Source organism: Mesorhizobium sp. 2RAF45 (assembly GCF_052115225.1).
Classification (GTDB): Bacteria; Pseudomonadota; Alphaproteobacteria; order Rhizobiales; family Rhizobiaceae; genus Mesorhizobium; species Mesorhizobium jarvisii.
On sequence record NZ_JBFRGG010000018.1, the window covers coordinates 100,249 to 120,082 of the forward strand.

The 19,834-nt window shown below is 60.0% G+C and carries 14 protein-coding genes and 1 pseudogene; 11 read left to right on the plus strand and 4 right to left on the minus strand.

Annotation, left to right across the window (positions count from 1 at the left end; all coding sequences use genetic code 11):
• Window positions 1-27: 27 nt before the first annotated feature.
• Both AB4Z43_RS30325 and AB4Z43_RS30330 read right to left on the minus strand, forming a co-directional pair.
• Window positions 28-1,110, minus strand: a complete 1,083-nt coding sequence (locus tag AB4Z43_RS30325) for an NAD-dependent epimerase/dehydratase family protein (RefSeq protein WP_441940450.1) — start codon at window positions 1,108-1,110, stop codon at window positions 28-30.
• Between the two features lie 237 nt (window positions 1,111-1,347).
• Window positions 1,348-2,025 carry a helix-turn-helix transcriptional regulator gene (locus tag AB4Z43_RS30330; protein ID WP_019860125.1) on the minus strand — a complete coding sequence of 226 codons (678 nt, stop codon included), beginning with the start codon at window positions 2,023-2,025 and terminating at the stop codon, window positions 1,348-1,350.
• Between the two features lie 289 nt (window positions 2,026-2,314).
• Here AB4Z43_RS30330 and AB4Z43_RS30335 point away from each other — a divergent pair, with 289 nt between their 5' ends.
• Window positions 2,315-4,057, plus strand: a complete 1,743-nt coding sequence (locus tag AB4Z43_RS30335; RefSeq protein WP_038644798.1) for a sensor histidine kinase — start codon at window positions 2,315-2,317, stop codon at window positions 4,055-4,057.
• 138 nt (window positions 4,058-4,195) lie between these two features.
• Here AB4Z43_RS30335 and AB4Z43_RS30340 read toward each other — a convergent pair whose 3' ends face one another.
• Window positions 4,196-4,873: a LuxR C-terminal-related transcriptional regulator gene (locus AB4Z43_RS30340; protein WP_019860122.1), complete on the minus strand. Its 678-nt coding sequence runs from the start codon at window positions 4,871-4,873 to the stop codon at window positions 4,196-4,198.
• A gap of 623 nt (window positions 4,874-5,496) precedes the next feature.
• On the opposite strand from AB4Z43_RS30340, the gene AB4Z43_RS30345 reads away from it, so the two are divergent.
• The 9 genes from AB4Z43_RS30345 to AB4Z43_RS30385 all read left to right on the plus strand — a co-directional run bounded on the left by AB4Z43_RS30345 (window position 5,497) and on the right by AB4Z43_RS30385 (window position 16,127).
• A complete protein-coding gene (locus tag AB4Z43_RS30345) occupies window positions 5,497-6,219 on the plus strand; it encodes a nucleotidyltransferase family protein (protein ID WP_019860119.1) in 723 nt (240 codons plus the stop codon).
• A gap of 50 nt (window positions 6,220-6,269) precedes the next feature.
• Entirely contained in the window at window positions 6,270-7,406 is a 1,137-nt protein-coding gene (locus AB4Z43_RS30350) for a DegT/DnrJ/EryC1/StrS family aminotransferase (protein WP_038644803.1), read from the plus strand.
• Window positions 7,403-8,077, plus strand: coding sequence for a sugar transferase (locus AB4Z43_RS30355; RefSeq protein WP_027047197.1), 675 nt, complete (start codon window positions 7,403-7,405; stop codon window positions 8,075-8,077). Before AB4Z43_RS30350 ends, AB4Z43_RS30355 begins: the two co-directional genes overlap by 4 nt.
• Before the next feature lie 46 nt (window positions 8,078-8,123).
• Window positions 8,124-9,128 (plus strand): NAD-dependent epimerase/dehydratase family protein, encoded by a 1,005-nt coding sequence (locus AB4Z43_RS30360; RefSeq protein ID WP_019860115.1) that lies wholly within the window; start codon window positions 8,124-8,126, stop codon window positions 9,126-9,128.
• On the plus strand, window positions 9,125-10,408 hold the full coding sequence (locus AB4Z43_RS30365; protein WP_441940435.1) for a hypothetical protein: 1,284 nt from the start codon (window positions 9,125-9,127) through the stop codon (window positions 10,406-10,408). The genes AB4Z43_RS30360 and AB4Z43_RS30365 overlap by 4 nt, the downstream gene beginning before the upstream one ends.
• Window positions 10,395-11,654 carry a polysaccharide biosynthesis/export family protein gene (locus AB4Z43_RS30370; protein WP_441940437.1) on the plus strand — a complete coding sequence of 420 codons (1,260 nt, stop codon included), beginning with the start codon at window positions 10,395-10,397 and terminating at the stop codon, window positions 11,652-11,654. The genes AB4Z43_RS30365 and AB4Z43_RS30370 overlap by 14 nt, the downstream gene beginning before the upstream one ends.
• Window positions 11,655-11,891: 237 nt before the next feature.
• Window positions 11,892-12,653: a class I SAM-dependent methyltransferase gene (locus tag AB4Z43_RS30375; protein WP_064986343.1), complete on the plus strand. Its 762-nt coding sequence runs from the start codon at window positions 11,892-11,894 to the stop codon at window positions 12,651-12,653.
• A gap of 391 nt (window positions 12,654-13,044) precedes the next feature.
• Complete coding sequence (locus tag AB4Z43_RS30380) at window positions 13,045-14,757, plus strand: type I secretion system permease/ATPase (protein ID WP_167470461.1); 1,713 nt, start codon at window positions 13,045-13,047, stop codon at window positions 14,755-14,757.
• 26 nt (window positions 14,758-14,783) lie between these two features.
• Window positions 14,784-16,127 carry an HlyD family type I secretion periplasmic adaptor subunit gene (locus AB4Z43_RS30385; RefSeq protein WP_120145542.1) on the plus strand — a complete coding sequence of 448 codons (1,344 nt, stop codon included), beginning with the start codon at window positions 14,784-14,786 and terminating at the stop codon, window positions 16,125-16,127.
• Between the two features lie 53 nt (window positions 16,128-16,180).
• On the opposite strand, the gene AB4Z43_RS30390 is transcribed toward AB4Z43_RS30385, so the two are convergent.
• Window positions 16,181-17,647, minus strand: a complete 1,467-nt coding sequence (locus AB4Z43_RS30390; protein WP_223217878.1) for a hypothetical protein — start codon at window positions 17,645-17,647, stop codon at window positions 16,181-16,183.
• Between the two features lie 649 nt (window positions 17,648-18,296).
• Here AB4Z43_RS30390 and glmS point away from each other — a divergent pair.
• Window positions 18,297-19,834: pseudogene (gene glmS, locus AB4Z43_RS30395) on the plus strand (glutamine--fructose-6-phosphate transaminase (isomerizing)); the annotation flags it as partial.

Sequence of the window (19,834 nt, forward strand, 5' to 3'; positions counted from 1 at the left end):
CGCCGTCCGGCCTCCCGTGGTCTCGCCCTATGCCTGAATGAACGCTTGTCGTTCTCGGCCGACGGGGCTTGCATGGAAATCCCGGTACCATTCCACGAAACGTTGCACGCCGTCCTCCAGTGCCGTCGCCGGTGCGAAGCCGACAGCGCGGCGGAGATCGCTTACGTCGGCGCGGGTTTTCAGGACGTCACCTGGAGGTAAAGGCACGTTGACGCGAAGGGCGCGGCGGCCAAGGGCAGTTTCGATGATTGCGATCAGACGGTTGATTTCTTCGGGCCGGTCATTGCCGATATTGTAGATCCGATATGGCGCCGAACTTGTGGCGGGGTCAGCCGCGCGGCTGTCCCAGTCCGGATCCGGACGAGGCGGCGCGGCGAGCACGCGAACCACCCCTTCTACGATGTCGTCGATATAGGTGAAATCTCGCCATACGCGGCCGGCATTGGCAATCTCGATCGTCCGCCCCTCGGCGATGGCATGGGTGAACGTATAGACTGCCATGTCAGGCCTGCCCCAGGGACCATAGACGGTGAAGAAGCGCAATCCTGTCACCGGCAAGCCGAACAGGTGGCTGTAGGAATGCGCCATGCATTCGTTTGCGCTTTTGGTTGCGGCATAGAAGCTGACCGGATGACTGGCGCCATGGTGCTCGGAAAAAGGTATGCTTCGATTGGCGCCGTAAACGGAACTCGACGAGGCATAAACGAGATGGCTGACGCCGGCGTGCCGGCAGCCCTCCAGAACATTGAGAAACGCGACTACATTCGACTGCACATAGGCATGCGGGTCGGCGAGCGAATAACGCACCCCAGCCTGGGCGGCGAGGTGCACGAAGTGCGATGGCTGGAAGTCGGAAAACAGCGCCTTCACCCGCGCCTGGTCCGCCAGGTCCATCCGCATGGGAGTGAACCTCGGCTCGGCACAGAGCTGCGCAAATCGCGCCTCCTTCAGCCCGACGTCGTAGTAGGGCGTAAAATTGTCGACGCCGATAACGACAAGGCCGCGCCGCAAAAGCCGCAACGCGACATGAAACCCGATGAAACCGGCGGCACCTGTGACGACGATCGGTCCCGCGCGTGCAAGTTTCAGTACAGCACCATCCGACCGCATACGAGCGGCATCAGCCAGCTTGTGGACCGTCGAATTTGGTTCGACCATGGCAAGTCACTCCAATTGTGAGATTCCGCGCTCCGCCCGCGTTCGATAGCGCGTGGACAGGCTGGAGATGGCACCGCCAGCTTTGCAATCTGCGCAACCGCGGCCGCAGAATTTGCGGCCGCGTTGCCATGGCACATATCTCGGTTTGCTGAATTCGAGCGGGTGCTGACGCCCGCCGAAATCGCTATTTCATGGCAGGACCGAAATGCGTCCCAGAAGAGCAACCAGTTCAGCCTGACGCCTTGTTTCGGTCTTGGCGAACAGCGAGGCAAGCTGGGAGCGGATCGTCGTGCGACTGAGATGCCAACTGCGAGCAATCTCCAGGGGCGCATCGCCTTGCGCCAGGCGCAATGCCAGCTGCGTCTCCGCGCTGGTCAGACCGAACATCCTTTGCAAGGTCTGAGGGTTGGCCGCCGATGTGTTCTCCCGGTCCAGCAATGCGACGATGCTTGTCCCGTCGGGTGTGACGACGCCCGCCTCATTCAGGATCACAGGCCTATCGCCTCTGCTGCGGATCACCACCCATGAGAGTAATCCCGGCTGGAAATGGACCGGAACATTCGCGACCAGCCGCCTTAGCCCTGCGGACAGCTCGACGGCCGTGTCAGCCGCTTCGCCCTGGCGCTCAAGCGTCTCCTGCGCGGCTGCGTTCCATTCGATTACTTTCCTGTCGCGGTCCAGCACGATATAGCCGCAGCCGATACGCTCAAGCATGCCGGTTATGGATTCCAAACTGCGTCGCTGCGGCCCGCCAGGTCTGGCGTCTGGCCGATCCGAAAGATGTATCGGACGTGCGTGACGAGAATCTTTCAATACAATGTATTGGCTGACTGCAACGGTTTCGTTGCGCCTCTCAATCAGTGTCATCGCTTCTACCCCAACCCTAGTTGCTGCCCACTCAAGTAAATTTTGTGTGATTTACTTGATTCGAATTCCGCCTGCTGGCGGGAATTTGCTCCTTCGACTCGAATTTCGACACAATTGTAGAAATCTGCGGAAGGTTTTTCCGCAGCGTTCCTTGAATATGGCTTCCTGAAGAACCCTGCCGATCCTGATTCTATTCGCAGGCAAAGGCATGGCAATCCGGCAGTGGTATTAGGCTGCCTCCTCGTGGCCTAGTCTCGACGAACTAGACATAAGGATGTAGTCTGGGCGCATGGGTTCGTATCTGCGCTGGCTTAAATCGAACGTGTCAAGCACCCCGTTGGCTCATGTAGCTTCGCTATTGGTGCTTGCGGGATCGATAATACTCGAAGCGATAAATACGATATACATCGGCCAGGGGGTTACGTTTATTGCGTTTATCCCCGTAATTATTGTTATCGTGTACCTCGAAGGGCGGTTGGTTGCCATCGCCGTAACGCTTCTCATGGCCGCCGCCGGCTTGTGGATGCGACGCGTCCTGAACGCCCAACTCTCAGCTGAAGACTGGACGAGCGCTATCTTCCTTCTGGTCTCGGGTGGCCTGATCGCATCCGTGTTCCATCGCCTGCGACAGGATTTGCGCGGGGCGCTCGAGGTTGCAGAGGCGAGGCTCGCTGCCATCGATGCAGCCGAGAGCCGCTATCGTTGGGCCTTCGAGCGCGCTGCCTTGGGTTTTGCAAATGCCAATCGACGTGGCGAACTGTTGCAATCGAACAGACGTTTTTTTGAGATGACCGGCTACGGAGAAAAGGAGCTTGCCCAGCTGAAGCTGGAAGGGCTCGTTCTTCCCGACGATCGAGATGCCGTGCGGGCCTTGTTGAAGGATCTGGATAATGGCGCCGCGTCGTCCGCGGCCGATATTCGCGTGTTGCGCAAGGACGGCAAGGCATTCTGGGCTCGTCTGGCCCTGTCCTCGTCGCGGCCTGACGAGGCATCCACCGAAAGCGTGTTCGTGGTGGTCGACGATATTTCCGAGCGACGAGCCGCACGCGAGGCCCTCCGGGCTCAGAAGGAATGGCTCGATCTCGCTCTGTCTGCCGGACGCCTGGGCACGTGGCGAATAGATATCAAGGAGGGGACAGTCGCGGGCTCCGGCAAGTTCTGGGACATTCTCGGCCTGCCCTCCAAGCCCGTCCGCCCCTTGGAAGAACTCTCGGCCGTGGTCCATCCGGCCGACTGGCCGAAATTGGCTGCCTCGGCAAAACCCTCGCAGGCAGTGAACTACGACGTCGAGATTCGTGTCAGGCGGATGGACGGGCACATACGCTGGGTTGCTCTGCGCGGACGGCAGGAAGAACATGGCGACCGCGCAATGCGCATCGGGGTGGCGGCCGATCTGACAGAACGTCGACAGACCACGCTTCTTCGCGCCGCCGTAAAGAAGCACGAGCGCATCATGCTCGAAGACCGCCATCGGTTCAGCAATTTGTTCCCGGTGATCACGGCCCTGGTAAAAATGATCAATGTTCCCGAGAACGACGTTGCCAAATACAAGGAGATGCTGATCGATCGGATCAGAACGCTGGAAGCGACGCATCTCATCCTGTCTCGTCATAAGAGCCTGTCGGGGATGCTCCACGATCTCGTGGCTCGGGAGTTGCAGCCCTTCAAGGAGACACGGGACATAACGATCAGTGGCCCCTCGCTCACAGTGCCAAGTGGCGTCGCAGAGAGCTTTGCGATGATCCTTCACGAGCTGACGACAAACTCCGTGAAACACGGCGCGTTGGGTGACTCACAAGGCAAGGTCGGAGTTAAGTGGCAATTCGCATCCGACGGGGCAGGGGACGATCTGGTTTTCGATTGGGTGGAATCGGGAGGTCGGAAGAACTCAAACGTCGTGCGCCATGGGTTCGGGTCCATGATAATCGGCGTGGACGGCACGCCGCTTGTCGGGCATTCGCCGAAATTGGAAATATCGGAGTATGGACTGCGATATTCGTTGCGATTATCGCGGAAGGAGATTGAGTTGTAGTGCCTGCCGCTCCGAAAGCGACTTCGGATTTGGGCACATGCACAGTAAGACGATCAAAAGCGCGCCGGTTCATGGGACGCGCCTAAGTCTATCCCATGCATGCCGGTCCGAACCGCTTCCCGCTTCGGGTGGCAAACATCAGTTCATATTTCTCGACATCCACGTTTGCAGCAAAACGGCTGCTTCAGTCCGGTTTCGCACCCCGAGCTCGCGCAGAATGGCGGCGGCATGGATTTTCGTTGTCGCTTCGGCAATATCCAGATTGCGGGCGATCTCCTTGTTCGAGTACCCTTCCGCCATCAGCTTGAGGACGTCCCTTTGCCTCGATGTCAGTCTGCCAAGATCGCTTGAGCCCATGCGCTGACGGATTGGATTTTTCACCGAGGGGAGGGCGGCATACGCTCTCTGGTCGGCAGACGTTCGAGACAAGAGTGATGGTACATAGATCCGGCCTGCAAGGATCTCATTTACCGCCAAAACGACTTCTTCGTCTTTTTGCGATTTGACGATGTAACCGTGAAGCCCGATCGAAAGAGCGGTCAGGATCTCCGAGCGAGAATCGTCCCCGGAAACGATCGCAAAACGTGTGTCAGGATACGCAGAGAGAACGTCGCTGAGCACCTCCTGGTTAACCAGCCCCGGCATGTTCAGGTCGAGGATCGCAAGATCGATGGATGCCTGCTCCTCTAGAAGATTGACCACAGCATCGAAACACGAGGCCTCGAATATTTCGGCGTTTGGAATTCCAGCCAAAAGTGCCAGCCGAAGGCCGCGCCGATACAAGCCGTGATCGTCGGCGATGACGATCCGATACATTGAACTACCCCAACGCGTTACCCGGTTCCCGACGAGAACACTCGCTGGAACCTCCCAGTCCTCTGTGATGGTCGGAACCGCGGTGAGTCTAAAAGTCGTAGCCAACCGCTGGTCATCACATCACTGTGATGGTCGCAGCGTCCCAACCCACGCACATCACACATGGCTAATATAATACTAATTTGTGAGAGCCGTCGTTATTTTTTTTAACGCTGGCGTCCCGTGCCTGCCTACCGAGCGATATCGAGTGCCCGCCTCCAATGTTCGGTGTGCGGCAGGGCATTTTGATGGCGGCACTTGCCTTCACCGAGGGTGCGCGGGATGGTTCCGGCACTTGGCGGATCGCTGCTTTTTGATCGCAGGACTCGTTCGGCTTCATTGGTCTCATGGCCAGGTCCAGATGCTTGGGTCCGTCCTTGATCTCACGGTTATCTAATACCGGAAACGCTTCGGATCGGTACCATTCGAATGCACGACGACAGCCGCCCCGGCTGTCACATACCCTTCAAGTATGATGTTCGGATTGCCGCCGAGGGTCGAGCCGGATTTGACGGAATGCCAGGTCCGAATGAGCTCGAACACGAAATGCCCGGACACAGGCAATTGCAAATCAGGAGGATCGGATGAAAGCGGTGATTCAATGTGGTGGGATGGGTACGCGCCTTCGGCCCTTCACGTCGGTCCTACCGAAACCCTTGATGCCGATAGGAGCCAGGCCCGTTCTTGAGCTGCTTCTGAAGTGGCTGCGGCGCAACGGCATCGAGGAGGTCTATATCACGACCGGGTATCTCGGGCACCTGATCCGCAGCGTCTGCGGCGACGGATCGCAATGGAATCTGAAGATCAAATACACGCAGGAAATGGAGCCATTGGGCACCATTGGGCCTCTCTCTCTGATCAGGGATGAACTGAACGACACCTTTGTCGTGCTCAACGGCGATGTTCTTACCGACCTGAGCCTCAGCCGGTTTGTGGCGGCGCACCGCATGCATAAGGATCCGGTTACGATCGCCACTGCCTGCCGCCTCATCAAGATGGATTTCGGCGTCATCGACGAGGTCGACAATGCCGTTCAGCTCTTCCGGGAAAAGCCGACGCTTTCCCACCTTGTCAGCATGGGGATTTACTGCATGAACCCGGATGTCCTGCGGTTCATACCTTCGGGCATCCCATTCGGGTTCGATGACCTGATGTTGCAGATGATGCAGGGTGGCACGACCGTGCACGTGTACAAGCATGACGGTCTCTGGCTCGATATCGGTCGCGTCGATGACTTCCAAAATGCGCAGGCGATTGCCTGGGAAGAGCAGTCGACCTCGATCGAGGTAGCCGCCGCGGCCGCATGAAATCCGGATGTAGAGGCCGAACCCATCACAAGGATCTTTAGGAGGTCAAGATGCTCTTGGTGAGCGCCCCAATTCTAGGCGAGCCGGAGAAGGCAGCCTTGTCAAAGGTAATTGACAGCGGCTGGCTTACCATGGGGGAGCAGGTGCGCGCATTCGAACTGGCCTTTGCCGATATGCATGGCGCGCGAGATTGCGTGGCGGTTGGTTCCTGCACCGCAGCGCTTCATCTCATCCTGCATGCACTGGGAATAGGACCCGGCGACGAAGTATTGGTCCCGTCGCTGACTTTCGTGGCGACCGCGAATGCAGTGCTTTATGTCGGAGCGACTCCGGTCTTCGTCGATATCGAGTCGGTCGACGTGCCGTTGATGTCTCTCGCGGAAGCCGAAGCGCGGTGCACCTCACGCACGAAGGCGGTCATCCTCGTTCACTTCGCGGGCTATCTCGCCAATAGGGAACAATGGCAGCGGTTCGCCCGGGTTCGAGGGCTCCATATCATCGAGGACGCCGCGCATGCCCCTGGCCTGAGGGAAGTGGGAACGTTCGGCACTGCGGCGGCCTTCAGCTTCTATGGCAACAAGAACATGACGACGGCGGAAGGCGGTGCCGTGATCGCCCGTGATTCCGATCTGCTCGACAGGGTTCGCCAAGCCCGCGGGCACGGGATGACCAGCGGGACGCACCAGCGGCTGAACAGCCGTACCCCGCAATATGATGTCACGATGCTCGGGTTCAACTACCGCATGGACGAAATGCGTGCGGCAATCGGGCTCGTTCAACTGCAGAACCTGCAAGAGTGGAACGAGATCAGGCGTATCCTGGCCGTCCTGTATCGGCGCCTCATCGCGGAACATTGCCCGGCCGTGACCATTCCATTCAGCGAACCCCGGACGTCGGCTCACCACATCATGCCGATCCTCCTGCCGCGCTACGCAAGGCGGCAGGACGTGATCGACGAACTGCGGACGCAGGGGATACAGACCACGATCCATTATCCGCCGGTGCACCAGATGACGTTCTATCGCGAGCGTTATCCCGACATCACTCTGCCGCGTACAGAGGACTTTGCTCAGCGAGAGCTGACAATCCCGCTGCACCCTCAAATCACCTCAACTCTCGCCGAGGCGGTTGTGGCTGCACTTGCAAGCGCACTCAACGGCGGTGCCCAAACAGGAACTGCGGCATGAATGCGTCGGACCGTTCCCTTCATCGGCGCTTCGTCTCAAACCCCGCTCATGGTTTGGCGCGACGCTCGATCGATCTCGCGGTCGCGGGCGCCGCGCTCATCGTATTTGCACCGCTGATGCTTTTGATCGCCGGAGCGCTTCTGCTCGAAGGCGGTGGCTCGATCTTGTTCGCACAGACCCGCATGGGCGCCGGTGGCCGACCCTTCCGCATGTACAAATTTCGCAAGTTCGGTGTGAACTGCGGTTCCCAAGGCCTCGCACTGACCGTCGTGGGCGACAGCCGCATGACGACGGTGGGCCGGTTCCTCGCGGCAACAAAGTTCGACGAACTGCCGCAGCTGTGGAACGTCCTCAAAGGCGAAATGGCGATCGTCGGGCCACGACCCGAGAGCATGGCTTTCGCCGATTGTTTCCGAGGCGGCCTCGAGGCGGTCCTGCAATACAAGCCCGGCCTGCTGGGGCCAACCCAGGTTGTCTTCCGGCACGAGGCGCATTTCTTCCCCCGATCCGCGGATCCGATCCTGTTCTATCGGGAGGTTATGTTCCCCGCCAAGGCCAGACTCGACCTCTCCTATTATCCGCAGCGCACCATCGTCTCCGACATCGTGTGGATGGCGCGTGGCGTCCTGGCGGTTGTCGGCTGGGTTCCATCACAGCCGATCGACGTATGAACCCCAAAAGGAAAAGCGCTCCAGTCAGCCAAGGGAATGCGCAGTCATGAGCTACAACGGCAAGAAAGTTCTGGTGACAGGCGCGGATGGATTTATCGGTTCGCATCTCACTGAGGCGCTCGTCCGCAACGGCGCGGATGTCACTGCTCTGGCGCTTTACAATTCCTTCGACAGCCATGGATGGCTGGACGATTTGCCGGACAAGATCCGCAGCCAGCTGAAGCTCGTCCGCGGTGACGTCCGCGACAGCGCGTTCCTGAACCGGATCGTGCGCGGTCAGGCCGTCGTGTTTCACCTGGCTGCGCTCATTGCGATTCCATATTCCTACGCGGCTGCCCAGTCCTATGTGGAAACCAACATCCTGGGTACGGTGAACGTTCTTGAAGCGGCGCGTCAATGGGAGACGGAGCGGGTGGTGCATACCTCCACGAGCGAGGTCTATGGAACCGCCCAGACCATGCCCATCAGCGAAACGCATCCGCTGCAGGGACAGTCGCCCTATTCGGCATCCAAGATAGGCGCCGACATGATGGCGGAGTCCTACGCCAGGTCGTTCGATGTCCCTGTAGTCATCATGCGGCCCTTTAACACTTATGGTCCGCGCCAGAGCGAACGCGCCATCGTGCCGACCATCATCCGGCAGGCTCTCGATCCGAATTGCCCGGCGATCATGGTCGGCGACACGAGCCCGATCCGTGATCTGACCTTTGTCGAAGACACCGCGGCGGCCTTCCAGACCGCGGGCCTGGCCGGGCTCGAATTCGGCCACGCCTACAATGCCGGCAGCCAACGCGCCGTGACCATCTCCGACGTATTGGATCTTGTCCTGGAACTAAGCGGTTCCAAGAAACCGGTCCATCGTGACGAAAGGCGTTTGCGGCCGCAAAATTCGGAGGTTCGCGCCTTGCTCGCCGATTCCTCGCGTTTTGAAGGCGAGACTGGGTGGCAGGCGCAGACCAGCCTGCGCGACGGGCTGGAGCGAACGATCGCATGGTGGCGCGCGCGCCTTAGTGAAGGCCGGGTACGGCGCGAAATGGGTTACATGACATGACCCTGCTCCGCCGGCACATGTTGGTACTGCTGCTGATTGCCGGTGCCATGTTCGCGAATATTTATATGCTCGGTGGTCGCGAAAGCAGCGCATCGCAAACGTCGGCCACACCACCGGTGAAAAACCTGCCGGACTATCTTGGCGAAGCAACGGATCTCTGGTCCGGCACGACTTTCGTACGGATCACCCAGCCTGGAATTCTCGGCCTGGCGGGTGTCTGCGGGAAGAAATACTGCACCCACCGTTACTCGAGTGCACAGGCCTGGAATGCTGACCAGAGCCTTCTCGTGATCGTCAATGGTTGTGGTGGCATGTGCTTCCTCGACGGGCACAGCTACGTGCCATTGTTCCATCGCGACCGCTCGAATGAAACTGAATGCGAGTGGCATCCCAGGGATCCCCAGCTGATGATCTGCGTCGCTGGCAGGCAGATTTACACCTGGGCGCCGCGCACAAATCATGAGGATGTCGTGTTCGACACGGCAGCCTACAGCAAACTTCAGTTCGGACCTTACAAAGGCAATCCGAGCCGCGACGGCAACCGTATTGCGGTGCGTGCAACGCGCAATGACGGCAAATCGGTGGTCTTTGGCTACGACCTCAAGCAGCGGCGGAAATTCCCGGATATCGATCTTACCCAGCTTCCGGGGACCACCGGCTCCTGCTCGATCTCTCCGCTGGGGATCAATATTGTGTGCTCACAGGCATTGTCGGAAGACCATGAACCGACCTTCGTCTTTTCCATCGACGGCGTCTTGCAACAGAAGTGGATGGAGCACCACCGGCCCGGTCACGGCGACATGACGGTCGATGCCGACGGCAGCGAAATCTATGTCGGGATCAGCAAATCGAATCCCGACATATATCAGGTGATCAAGCGCCGATTGGCCGACGGCAAGGTCACGTCGCTGATGAAATATGGCGAGGCCATGCATGCGTCGCTCAGGTCCCTGGACAGGCCCGGGTGGGTGTTTCTGAGCTATGGCGGAACGCCAGCCGAAGTATCGCAGCACCCGGACTGGGCGCCTTACGCGCAGCAGGTCATTGCGGTGCGCACGGACGGCAGCGGAGAGGTCCGCCGTATCGTGGAAACGCAGAACACCCACTTCGACTACTGGAGCGAGACGCATGCCTCGCCCTCGCCGGACGGCTCACAGGTAATCTGGTCGAGCAATTGGGGTGTGCCCGGTGGCCCGGTATACGATTTCGTTACCCGTGTTGAGTGGCCTTCGGAGCCGGTCCCGAACCAGAAGGAGATTGTCGCAAATGGCCTTCAATAAACGAACCGTTCTTGCCGCGGTTGCGGTGATGTCCCTGACATCGATGGCCGCCGCAGGCGAAGCCGAGCAATATCAACTGTCACCTGGCGATACCGTCGAGATAGGGATAGCGCCGATCCCGGAACGAGCGCAGCGCGCCGTGGTCCAGATGGATGGCAATATCGCCCTTCCCGAGGTCGGGATGATCATGGTCGCAGGCCTGACGGCGTCTCAATTGCAGACGCGCATGCAAGCGCTTTTGCCGACCAAGATCTTTCACGTGCGTCTGGCCGATGGACGGGAGCAGATGGTTGTCGTCAAACCGGACGACGTGACCGCCATCATCGTGGAGTATCGTCCAATCTACGTGATGGGCGACGTGCTCACCCCTGGACAACAGGCCTACCGTCCGCTCATGACCGTACGGCAGGCGCTTGCCGTCTCCGGCGGCTTCAGCCTTTTGCGGTCACGGGCGGGCCAAACGGGTCCCGATCCGGTTGATCTCAGGCGCGATTACGAAACACTTTGGGGGGAGTACACCAAAGACTATTTTCACGCCGCCCGTGTCCGCGCCGAACTTCAGGGCCAGGCGGATTTCGACAAGCAGACGCCGCAGGGGTCACCTCTGTCGCCCAGCGTCGGAGCTGCGATCGCCCAGGCTGAAACGGACGGGCTGAAGATTGCGCTGAGCGATTTCCAGCAGGAGCAGACTTTTCTTGAGAGGGGCGAGAAGGATGCGGCTGATCAAATCGAGGTTTTGCAGAAGCGCGAACAGGTCGAGGCCGAGAGCGTGAAGGCGGATCAGGAAGACCTGGCGAAAGTAACCAAGGCGTTTGATGCAGGCAATCTGACCAACACTCGGCTCGCCGATGTCAGGCGCGCCTTGCTTCTGTCGTCGAGCGGTGCGCTGCAAACCTCGGTCGAGCTCATGAGAGCGCGGCGCCAGCAGGAGGACTATGTCAGGCAGCACGAACGCAATGACAATCAAAGGAAGATTGCCTTGCTGACGGATCTGAAGGACACCAACGCGCGGCTGGGTGATGTCACCGCCAGGCTCCACGCCGCCAGCGAGAAGCTGCAACCGACCGGAGCGTCCGCCCAGCCATTGCCGATTGCCGGCGAAACAATCCGGGCTCAGGTCACGATCGTCCGCAAGGTCGGCGATGAGTGGCGCAAGCTGTCGGCTGACGAAGACACGATCGTGATGCCGGGAGATACTGTCGAAGCCAAGTTCAGCAGCGATCTGCAAAGCGCGGCAATCCAATAGGCCGCTTTAGTCGCAGTCCGAAAAAAGAAATGAGTTGGGGGAACTTACTGTTCGATCAGGGCGTCGAACACAAGCGAACGGGAGATACAGGTGAGGCTCAATTCCAGGCAAGGGGTGCCGCCGACGAACGCGGCTCGGATGGCTCAGTCAGCAAGTTACGCTTTCGATACGCCTTCGGCATCGCGAGTTCCCCGGGCCAAGCCGCGGACCGGTGAGCCCGGAATTTGGCAGGAGCTGATGTCCAACCAGCAGGTCCACACGCCGGGCGACCGGGTGTCGGACGACTACAGGGCCAGCCATTGCGCACCGGGCTACGGCGCGCATTACAACAAGACGCACGAGTCCGGCTACTACGGCGCGCTTTGGGAGAAAATCGAAAAACCCTTGATCCTGAACGTTCTTCGCCCAATGGGCGGAGCCGGCCGGAACTGCCTCGATTTCGCATGCGGAACAGGTCGCATCACCAGCGTGGCAGCCGGCGTGTTTGGCGAGGTGGTCGGCGCCGACATTTCGAGATCCATGCTGGGCAGCGCGCAAGTTCCGCCCAATGTGAGACTGCGCCACGTCGACATGACAACAGAACCTCTCGGCGAAACCTTTGATGTCGTAACGGCATTTCGCTTCTTCCTGAACGCCGAGGATCAGCTGAAGCGGGATGCGTTGAAGGCGATAAATGAACATTTGAAGGACGGCGGGCGTCTTGTGTGCAACGTTCACATGAATGCGACTTCACCAATCGGCCTGGTTTGCCGGCTGCTCAATCGGCTGTTTGGACGGACAATTCGCAACACGCTGAGCGTGGCGAAGTTCAAGGAGCTCCTGACCGCGTCGGGATTCCTTGTCGAGGAGATGATACCTTACGGCTATCTGCCCCGGCCGGGAAACCTCTTGCCCGGAGTCTGTGAAGCGTTGATGGAGCCCTTCGAAAAGGCGTCCAGAACTCTTCACGTTCCTGGACAACTGGCGCAACATTTCCTGGTTATCGCGAAGAAGCGCTAGCGGAATCGCACACTCAAATGGCGACGTGAAAACGGCCGGGAGCCGTTTGCCTGAGGGGCGACTCACCCTCCGAAAAGGACGGCGCGGTGTCGCTCGCGTTGCCGGGAACGCGACCTCCACAGCCTTCCGGTACTCCTTAAAACGGTAGTTTTCCCCTGATTTAATGCGTCAGATTCGGGTTTCTCGGCTCGGCGCCACGATTTCGCTACATTTTGACCGAAGGCCACGTACGTTAGTGGGGCGTAAATTAGAAGGCAAAGAGGGATACGCTCCTGAAAACCCAAAAATTGTCCGTGGCCAACGGGGCCAGTGAGCTTGCGCAACGATTTCTCACCGGAGGTCGCAAGCGATGAGCTCCGGAGGGATACGTTCGCCCGATCTGCGTGGCGCCATGCTTGGTGCCGTGCCCGGGCTGGTAGGCGTCGGCGTCTTCTCGGCGGTGATAAACCTTCTCGCCCTGACTGGCTCCGTCTATATGCTGCAGATCTACGACCGCGTTCTGCCTTCGCAGAGCGTTCCGACCCTTGTCGGATTTACGGTCGGAATGCTGGGCCTTTACGCGGTCTATGGATTGCTGGATTTCGTACGGCTTCGCCTCCTGGTTCGAATAGGCAATCGTCTCCATAAGAATCTGCAGCAAAGGGTGTTCGGCCTGTCGCTGTCCTTACCGCTCATCGGCGGGCAGGACGCGAACCGGATACAGCCGCTGCGTGATCTGGATCAGATCCGCGGCTTCCTTTCGGGATTGGGGCCGACCGTCATCTTCGACGCGCCTTGGATACCGTTTTATCTGCTGATCATCTATCTTCTGCATCCTGCGCTCGGTCTGCTGGCAACAAGCGGTGCGATTATTGTCGTTCTGCTCACGGTGATAGCGGAAGTCCTTGGCCGCGCATCCGCGGCACGCGCGTCCGAGACGATGGTGTCGCAACGCAATCTTGCCGATTCCGGCCGCCGCAACGCGGAGGTTGTGCGCGCGATGGGCCTTTCCGGGCGGCTTGCCCGCCGCTGGAGCGAGATCAACCACGCCTATCTCACGCACCAGGAACGACTTTCCGACATTGTCGGCGCCACCGGTGCCCTCTCGAGGGCGCTGCGGATGGCCTTGCAGTCCTCTGTTCTGGGACTGGGCGCCTATCTCGTGATCGGGGGGGAAGCGTCGCCAGGTGTGATCATAGCATCGTCGATACTGCTGGGCCGCTCGTTGGCTCCGGTTGACGCTGCGCTCGCAAACTGGCGAGGCTTCGCGGCTTTCCGGCAAAGCTATTCCCAACTGGCCAAGGTGCTGGCTGTCGTCGGTGGGCATGAAGAAGTCATGGAACTGCCGCGCCCGCAGGCGGCGCTTGCGGTCGAGGACCTGACAATAGCGCCGCCGGGCCAGCAAAAACCGACGGTGGCCAATGTCAGCTTTAGCCTGTCCGGGGGCGCAGGAATGGCCATTGTCGGCCCGAGCGGTTCTGGGAAAACGACACTTGTGCGCGCGCTGGTTGGAGTGTGGCAGCCGCTACGCGGAAGGGTAAGGCTGGACGAAGCCTCGCTCGACCAATGGAATTCGGAAGAGCTTGGCGCTCATGTCGGCTATCTGCCGCAGGACGTCGAACTGTTTGACGGGACGGTTGCCGATAACATTTCGCGATTTGGTGGCAAGGACGACGCCAAGGGCGTGCTGGCGGCTGCCAGGGCCGCCGGCATCGACAAGATGATCATGCGGTTGCCGAATGGTTTTCAAACACGCGTAGGCGAGGGCGGGGCAGCCTTGTCGGCCGGACAGAGGCAACTGGTTGGGCTTGCCCGGGCACTTTATGGCGACCCGTTTCTGGTCGTCCTGGACGAGCCGAATTCAAACCTGGACGTCGATGGCGATGCCGCCCTGGCCGGCGCGATCCTGGGGGTGCGCCGACGTGGAGGGATCGTCATCATTGTTGCGCACCGTCCTTCTGCCCTCACCAATATCGACAAGGTACTCGTCATGTCGAATGGGATGCTTCACTCCTTCGGCTCGCGCGAGGAGGTCCTGGCCAATGTCATCCGGCCCTTCCCGACGCCTGCCGAACGGCAGGCATCGGTTGTTCCGATGCAGAAAGGGGTGAGCGGTCATGCGTGAGGTGCTGTTTCATGTCTGACGCGACGATGGTCTCGTATGCTCCGTTCGATAACGGGAGCCGAAGGGTCGAGGCGAATTCGGTCGAGGCGCGCGATGATATCAGGTCCAACCTGATCCTTGGTGCGGCGGTCACGGCCATGTTGGTTGTCGGCGGCGGGCTTTGGCTTGGGTTGACCAAGATCGCCGGCGCCGTGATCGCGCCTGCCACCGTGGTGGTCGAAAGCAACATCAAGAAAGTCCAGCATCTGACGGGCGGCACGATCGGGGGCATCTTCGCGCAAGATGGGGATCATGTGCGTGCTGGCGATGTGGTGGCCAGGCTGGATGACACGCTGACACGGGCCAATCTGCAGATAATCAGCGAGGATCTTGATCGCGCAACCGTGCGGCTTGCACGGCTGGAGGCCGAGCGACAAGGCCTGCCGGAAATGCAGCTTCCGTCCAGCCTTCAAGAACGCATGGGCGACCCGGAGCTGGCTGCGCTGGTCAGAGGAGAGCGCACCCTCTTCGAAAGCCGCGCAACGGCATTGACGGGGCAGAAGGCGCAGTTGGAAAGCCGCGCGAAGCAACTCGAACGCCAGATCGATGGCCTCAAGGCGCAGCAGGCCGCGGAAGACCAGTCGGTGGTCCTGCTGGACGGAGACCTTGGCGATGTCCAGGCGCTCTATACAAAAAAATTGGTGTCCAAGGAGCGACTGAGCAACATCCGATTGGATGCGACCCGAGCGCACGGAGAATCAGGACGCCTGGCGGCGGCGGTGGCTGAGGCACAGGCCAAGGTCAGCGAGACCGAATTGCAGGTTCTTCAGCTGGATGAGCAAAGGCGCAGTGAAGTAACGAGCGAACTTCGTGAAACCGAAGCCAAGCAGACCGAACTCAGCGAGCGCAAGGTCGTGGCGCAAGACGAACTGACCAAAACCAACATCCGCGCTCCGCAATCGGGAACGGTGCAGGAATCGGCTATCCACACAATCGGCGGTGTGATCGCTCCGGGGGAGGTGATCATGATGATCGTCCCCGACACCGACAACCTCGTCGTCGACGCGCTGATCCCCCCGTCGCGCATAGATGACGTTCGTCCGGGCCAGCACGTCTCCATCCGGTTTCCGGCCTTCGATGCCGGCACCACGCCTGCTTGCCAGGGATCGGTCAAGCGCATCTCGGCGGATCTGATCAAGGATCAGCAAAAACAGCTTTCGTATTTCTCGGCGCGCATCAATGTCGAGAACAAGGCGGCCTGCCTGACCGATGCCAAGGTGCTCAAACCTGGCATGCCGGCGGAGGTTCACATCAGCACCGACGAACGCAGCGTCTGGTCTTATCTGCTGAAGCCGCTCACGGATCAGATGTCCAGGGCTTTCCGCCAATGACGTGACGAACTGTTGGAAGCGAGCTGCAAAATATGATCAGCTGGCTCGTCCTCCTACGACGCGGTGAGCGCCCTCCGACGAACACGGCGAGCGGTGCGCACCGCTCGCTCCGCCGCCACCGGAAGCGTCTTGGCCACATCGTTCGTATGCGGCAAGGCGTTCGCGGCGCCACGGAACCTCTCATAGGGCAGCAATTCCCTGATCCGGGCGTTGACCGATGCAATTTCGGCTCGCAGGTCTTCGCATTCCTGCCGGCGGATATCGAGTTGTAGCTGATCGGATGCCTGCTGCAGCGAAAGCTGTGAGAAATTCGCGGTCATCTTCGAAAGGTTCAGCTTGTCGGTCTCGGCCTCTTTGGTGAGGGCCGCCAACCTTTCGTCCGCCACCTGTTTTTCCGCCACCGCGTCGCTCCATTGAAGCTTGAGCCTGGCGATCTCGGCCGAGGCCTCGCTGCTTGCGTTCGACGCGACCTCTAGTCGCGAGTGGAGATTCTGAATTTCGGAACGCAATCCTCGGATCTCGGCACGGCTGCGTTCGAGCTCGGCACCCTTGTCCGCCTCCATGATCCTGGCGGTTTCCGTCACTTCCGACAATTTCGCCTGGGCGGCCTCGAGCGCGGTGTGGAGCCGTGCCGCTTCCTTTTCGCTCTTGCCGAGCGCACCAAGCACTTCGGAATTTCGCGCGGCTTCGTTGGCATGGATCGTGGAGAAGGCGTCCAGCCTGTGCCGCGCCTCGTCCTCCCGCTTCAGCGCCTTTTCCAGGTCGATCGACAGGCTGACGTTCTTTTCACGCAGCAGTTTGTTTTCTCGCGCGCGCCTGTCGGCCTCGACGGTCGCGGCGGCAAGCGTGTTTGTGAGGTCTCCGAATTCCGCTTGGCTTCTTGCGTTGGTGTTCGCGGCTTCCACGAGTTCCAGCCTTGCCGCTGCCAATGCGCCACGAAGCGCCTCGGCGTCCTGAACCAGGCTTGCCTCGCGCTGCTGCAGGGCCTCCACCATGCTTTCACGCTCGTGATGCCTTCGGGTCAGGTCATTGAGCTTGTCCGACAGGCTCTTTTGCTCTGCGGTCAGGCTTTGATTGGCCAGCTCCAATTCGTTGGCGCGGAGAATGTCGGCATGAAGGATGTGAAAGAATTCAAAGGTCAGCTGATGTGTGCTTGCGATCTCGGACAGTTTCGCGTTGATCTCCTCGAAATGGAGCTTCGCATCGCGAAACAGCCCGTCAAAGGAACTCAAGGCAGCCATACGGCTCTGCGTATGAGAGGTCAGCCGTCGCACGGGTTCGGGAGTGCCGGCATCGTCGCTGCCGGCATCATCCTTGGTTTGCGCGCTCTCGTCCTGTTCGCTGTTGTCGTTTGGCATGGGCGGCTGGTCCGCGACATCGTCCATTGCCAGCGCCGACAGGTCATCCAAGCCAAGGCACTCGTCGACGGCATCAGCCAAGTCAGCTTCGAGATCCTCGAATGACTTCTCCACATTGTTGTCGGCACGTCTGATCAGATCTCTGAACTTCATGCCCTGCATCCCCCTTCCGCATGCCTGGACCCAGCAAGGCGCGGACTGAGCTTTCTTCTGTATCGAGAGATCAGTTCGGTGTCTTCGTTCAATCAAACGATGCCGGGTGCCGGCGATTCATCGCTTTAACGGCGAAGAGTCGTCGAGAATTGTAAGCGACAGCCCTAAGGTTCGGGGGTCGTCGGTCATTCCCCACCAACCTTTTTAACCTGTGCCGGGATGACCCTTCTCGTGTTCATCTTGACGTTTTTCGTCGCGTGGACCCCAGCGCCGCTCGCTTTCCGGCACGCGAGGCAGTCGGGAGCGCTTTCGCGTGCAAGCCCCAGATAGATCAAGCGGCCCGACAGCCTCTTGTAGGGGGGCATCAGGCGGCCGGGCCTAACCGGCTGTTGGGTGTGTTTTGGTTTGCCGGCTGCCTCAACATGCGCCTGGGCCAACGGAAGCGCATCATTCAAACGAACTGTTCGTCGGGCGGCTTCACGCGGCCGACGACGCAAACTCCGCTACCTCGACCCACGCCACTTCGCAGCACGACGGTTTCTGGTCGCGATTAAGGCCGTAGGCTCCTTCGAATGAACGATCAGTCCGTAATCAAGGAGGGATATCTTGCCTTCTACGGCGATAAGGCCGGAATTCTGCAGATCAGGGGGGCAAAACCATGTGCGGCATCGTTGGAATCGTCGGCCATTCGCAGGTTACGCCGCTCATCCTCACCACGCTGAAGCGGCTCGAATATCGTGGTTATGACTCGGCTGGTGTGGCCACTATCGAACATGGCACGCTCGCCCGCCGCCGCGCCGAAGGCAAGCTGATCAACCTCGAACGCCGGCTCAAGGAGGAGCCGCTCGACGGCACGATCGGCATCGGCCACACACGCTGGGCCACCCATGGCGTGCCCAACGAGACCAATGCGCATCCGCATTTTTCCGGAGATGTTCCTGGGCTCCGATGCCATTGCGCTGGCGCCATTCACCAATTCGATCACCTATCTCGAGGACGGCGACTGGGCGGTGGTGCGCCGCGACAGCGTCGCCATCTTCGACATCGACGGCAGACAAGTCGAGCGCAAGCGCCAGCAGTCGCTGTCGACCTCCTTCATGGTCGACAAGGGCAACCGCCGGCATTTCATGGAGAAGGAAATCCATGAACAGCCCGAGGTGATCTCGCACACGCTGGCGCATTATGTCGACTTCGTCTCCGGCGTCTCCAAGCCACTCGACCTGCCATTCGACTTCGCCAAGATYGGCCGGCTGGCGATTTCGGCCTGCGGCACCGCCTATCTCGCCGGCCTGATCGGCAAATACTGGTTCGAGCGCTATGCGCGGCTGCCGGTCGACATCGATGTCGCCTCGGAGTTCCGCTACCGCGAGATGCCGCTGTCGGCCAATGACGCCGCCTTCTTCATCTCGCARTCGGGCGAGACCGCCGACACGCTGGCCTCGCTGCGTTATTGCCGCAAGGCCGGCATGAAGATCGGCGCCGTCGTCAATGTTCGCGAATCGACCATGGCGCGCGAATCCGACGTCGTGCTGCCGACACTGGCCGGCCCCGAGATCGGCGTCGCCTCGACCAAGGCTTTCACCTGCCAGCTGTCGGTGCTGGCCTCGCTTGCGGTGCGCGCCGGCGTGGCGCGCGGGGTGATTTCGAAGGAACAGGAAAAGACCCTGGTGCGCGCGCTTTCGGAAGCGCCGCGCTATGCCAACCAGGTGCTCAAGCTCGAAGAGCAGATCGAGCGGATCGCGCGCGARCTGTCGCGCTACAAGGACGTGCTCTATCTCGGCCGCGACACCAATTTCCCGCTGGCCATGGAAGGCGCGCTAAAACTCAAGGAAATCTCCTACATCCACGCCGARGGCTATGCGGCGGGYGAATTGAAGCAYGGGCCGATCGCGCTGATCGACGAGAACATGCCGGTCATCGTCATTGCGCCGCATGACCGCATTTTCGAAAAGACCGTGTCGAACATGCAGGAAGTGGCGGCGCGTGGCGGCAAGATCATCCTGATCACCGACGCCAAGGGCGCTGCCCAGGTGAGCGTCAAGACGATGGAGACGATCATCCTGCCCGACGTGCCCGAAATCATCTCGCCGATCATCTATGCGCTGCCGATCCAGATGCTGGCCTACTTCGCCGCCGTGTTCATGGGCACCGACGTCGACCAGCCCCGAAACCTGGCGAAATCGGTGACGGTGGAGT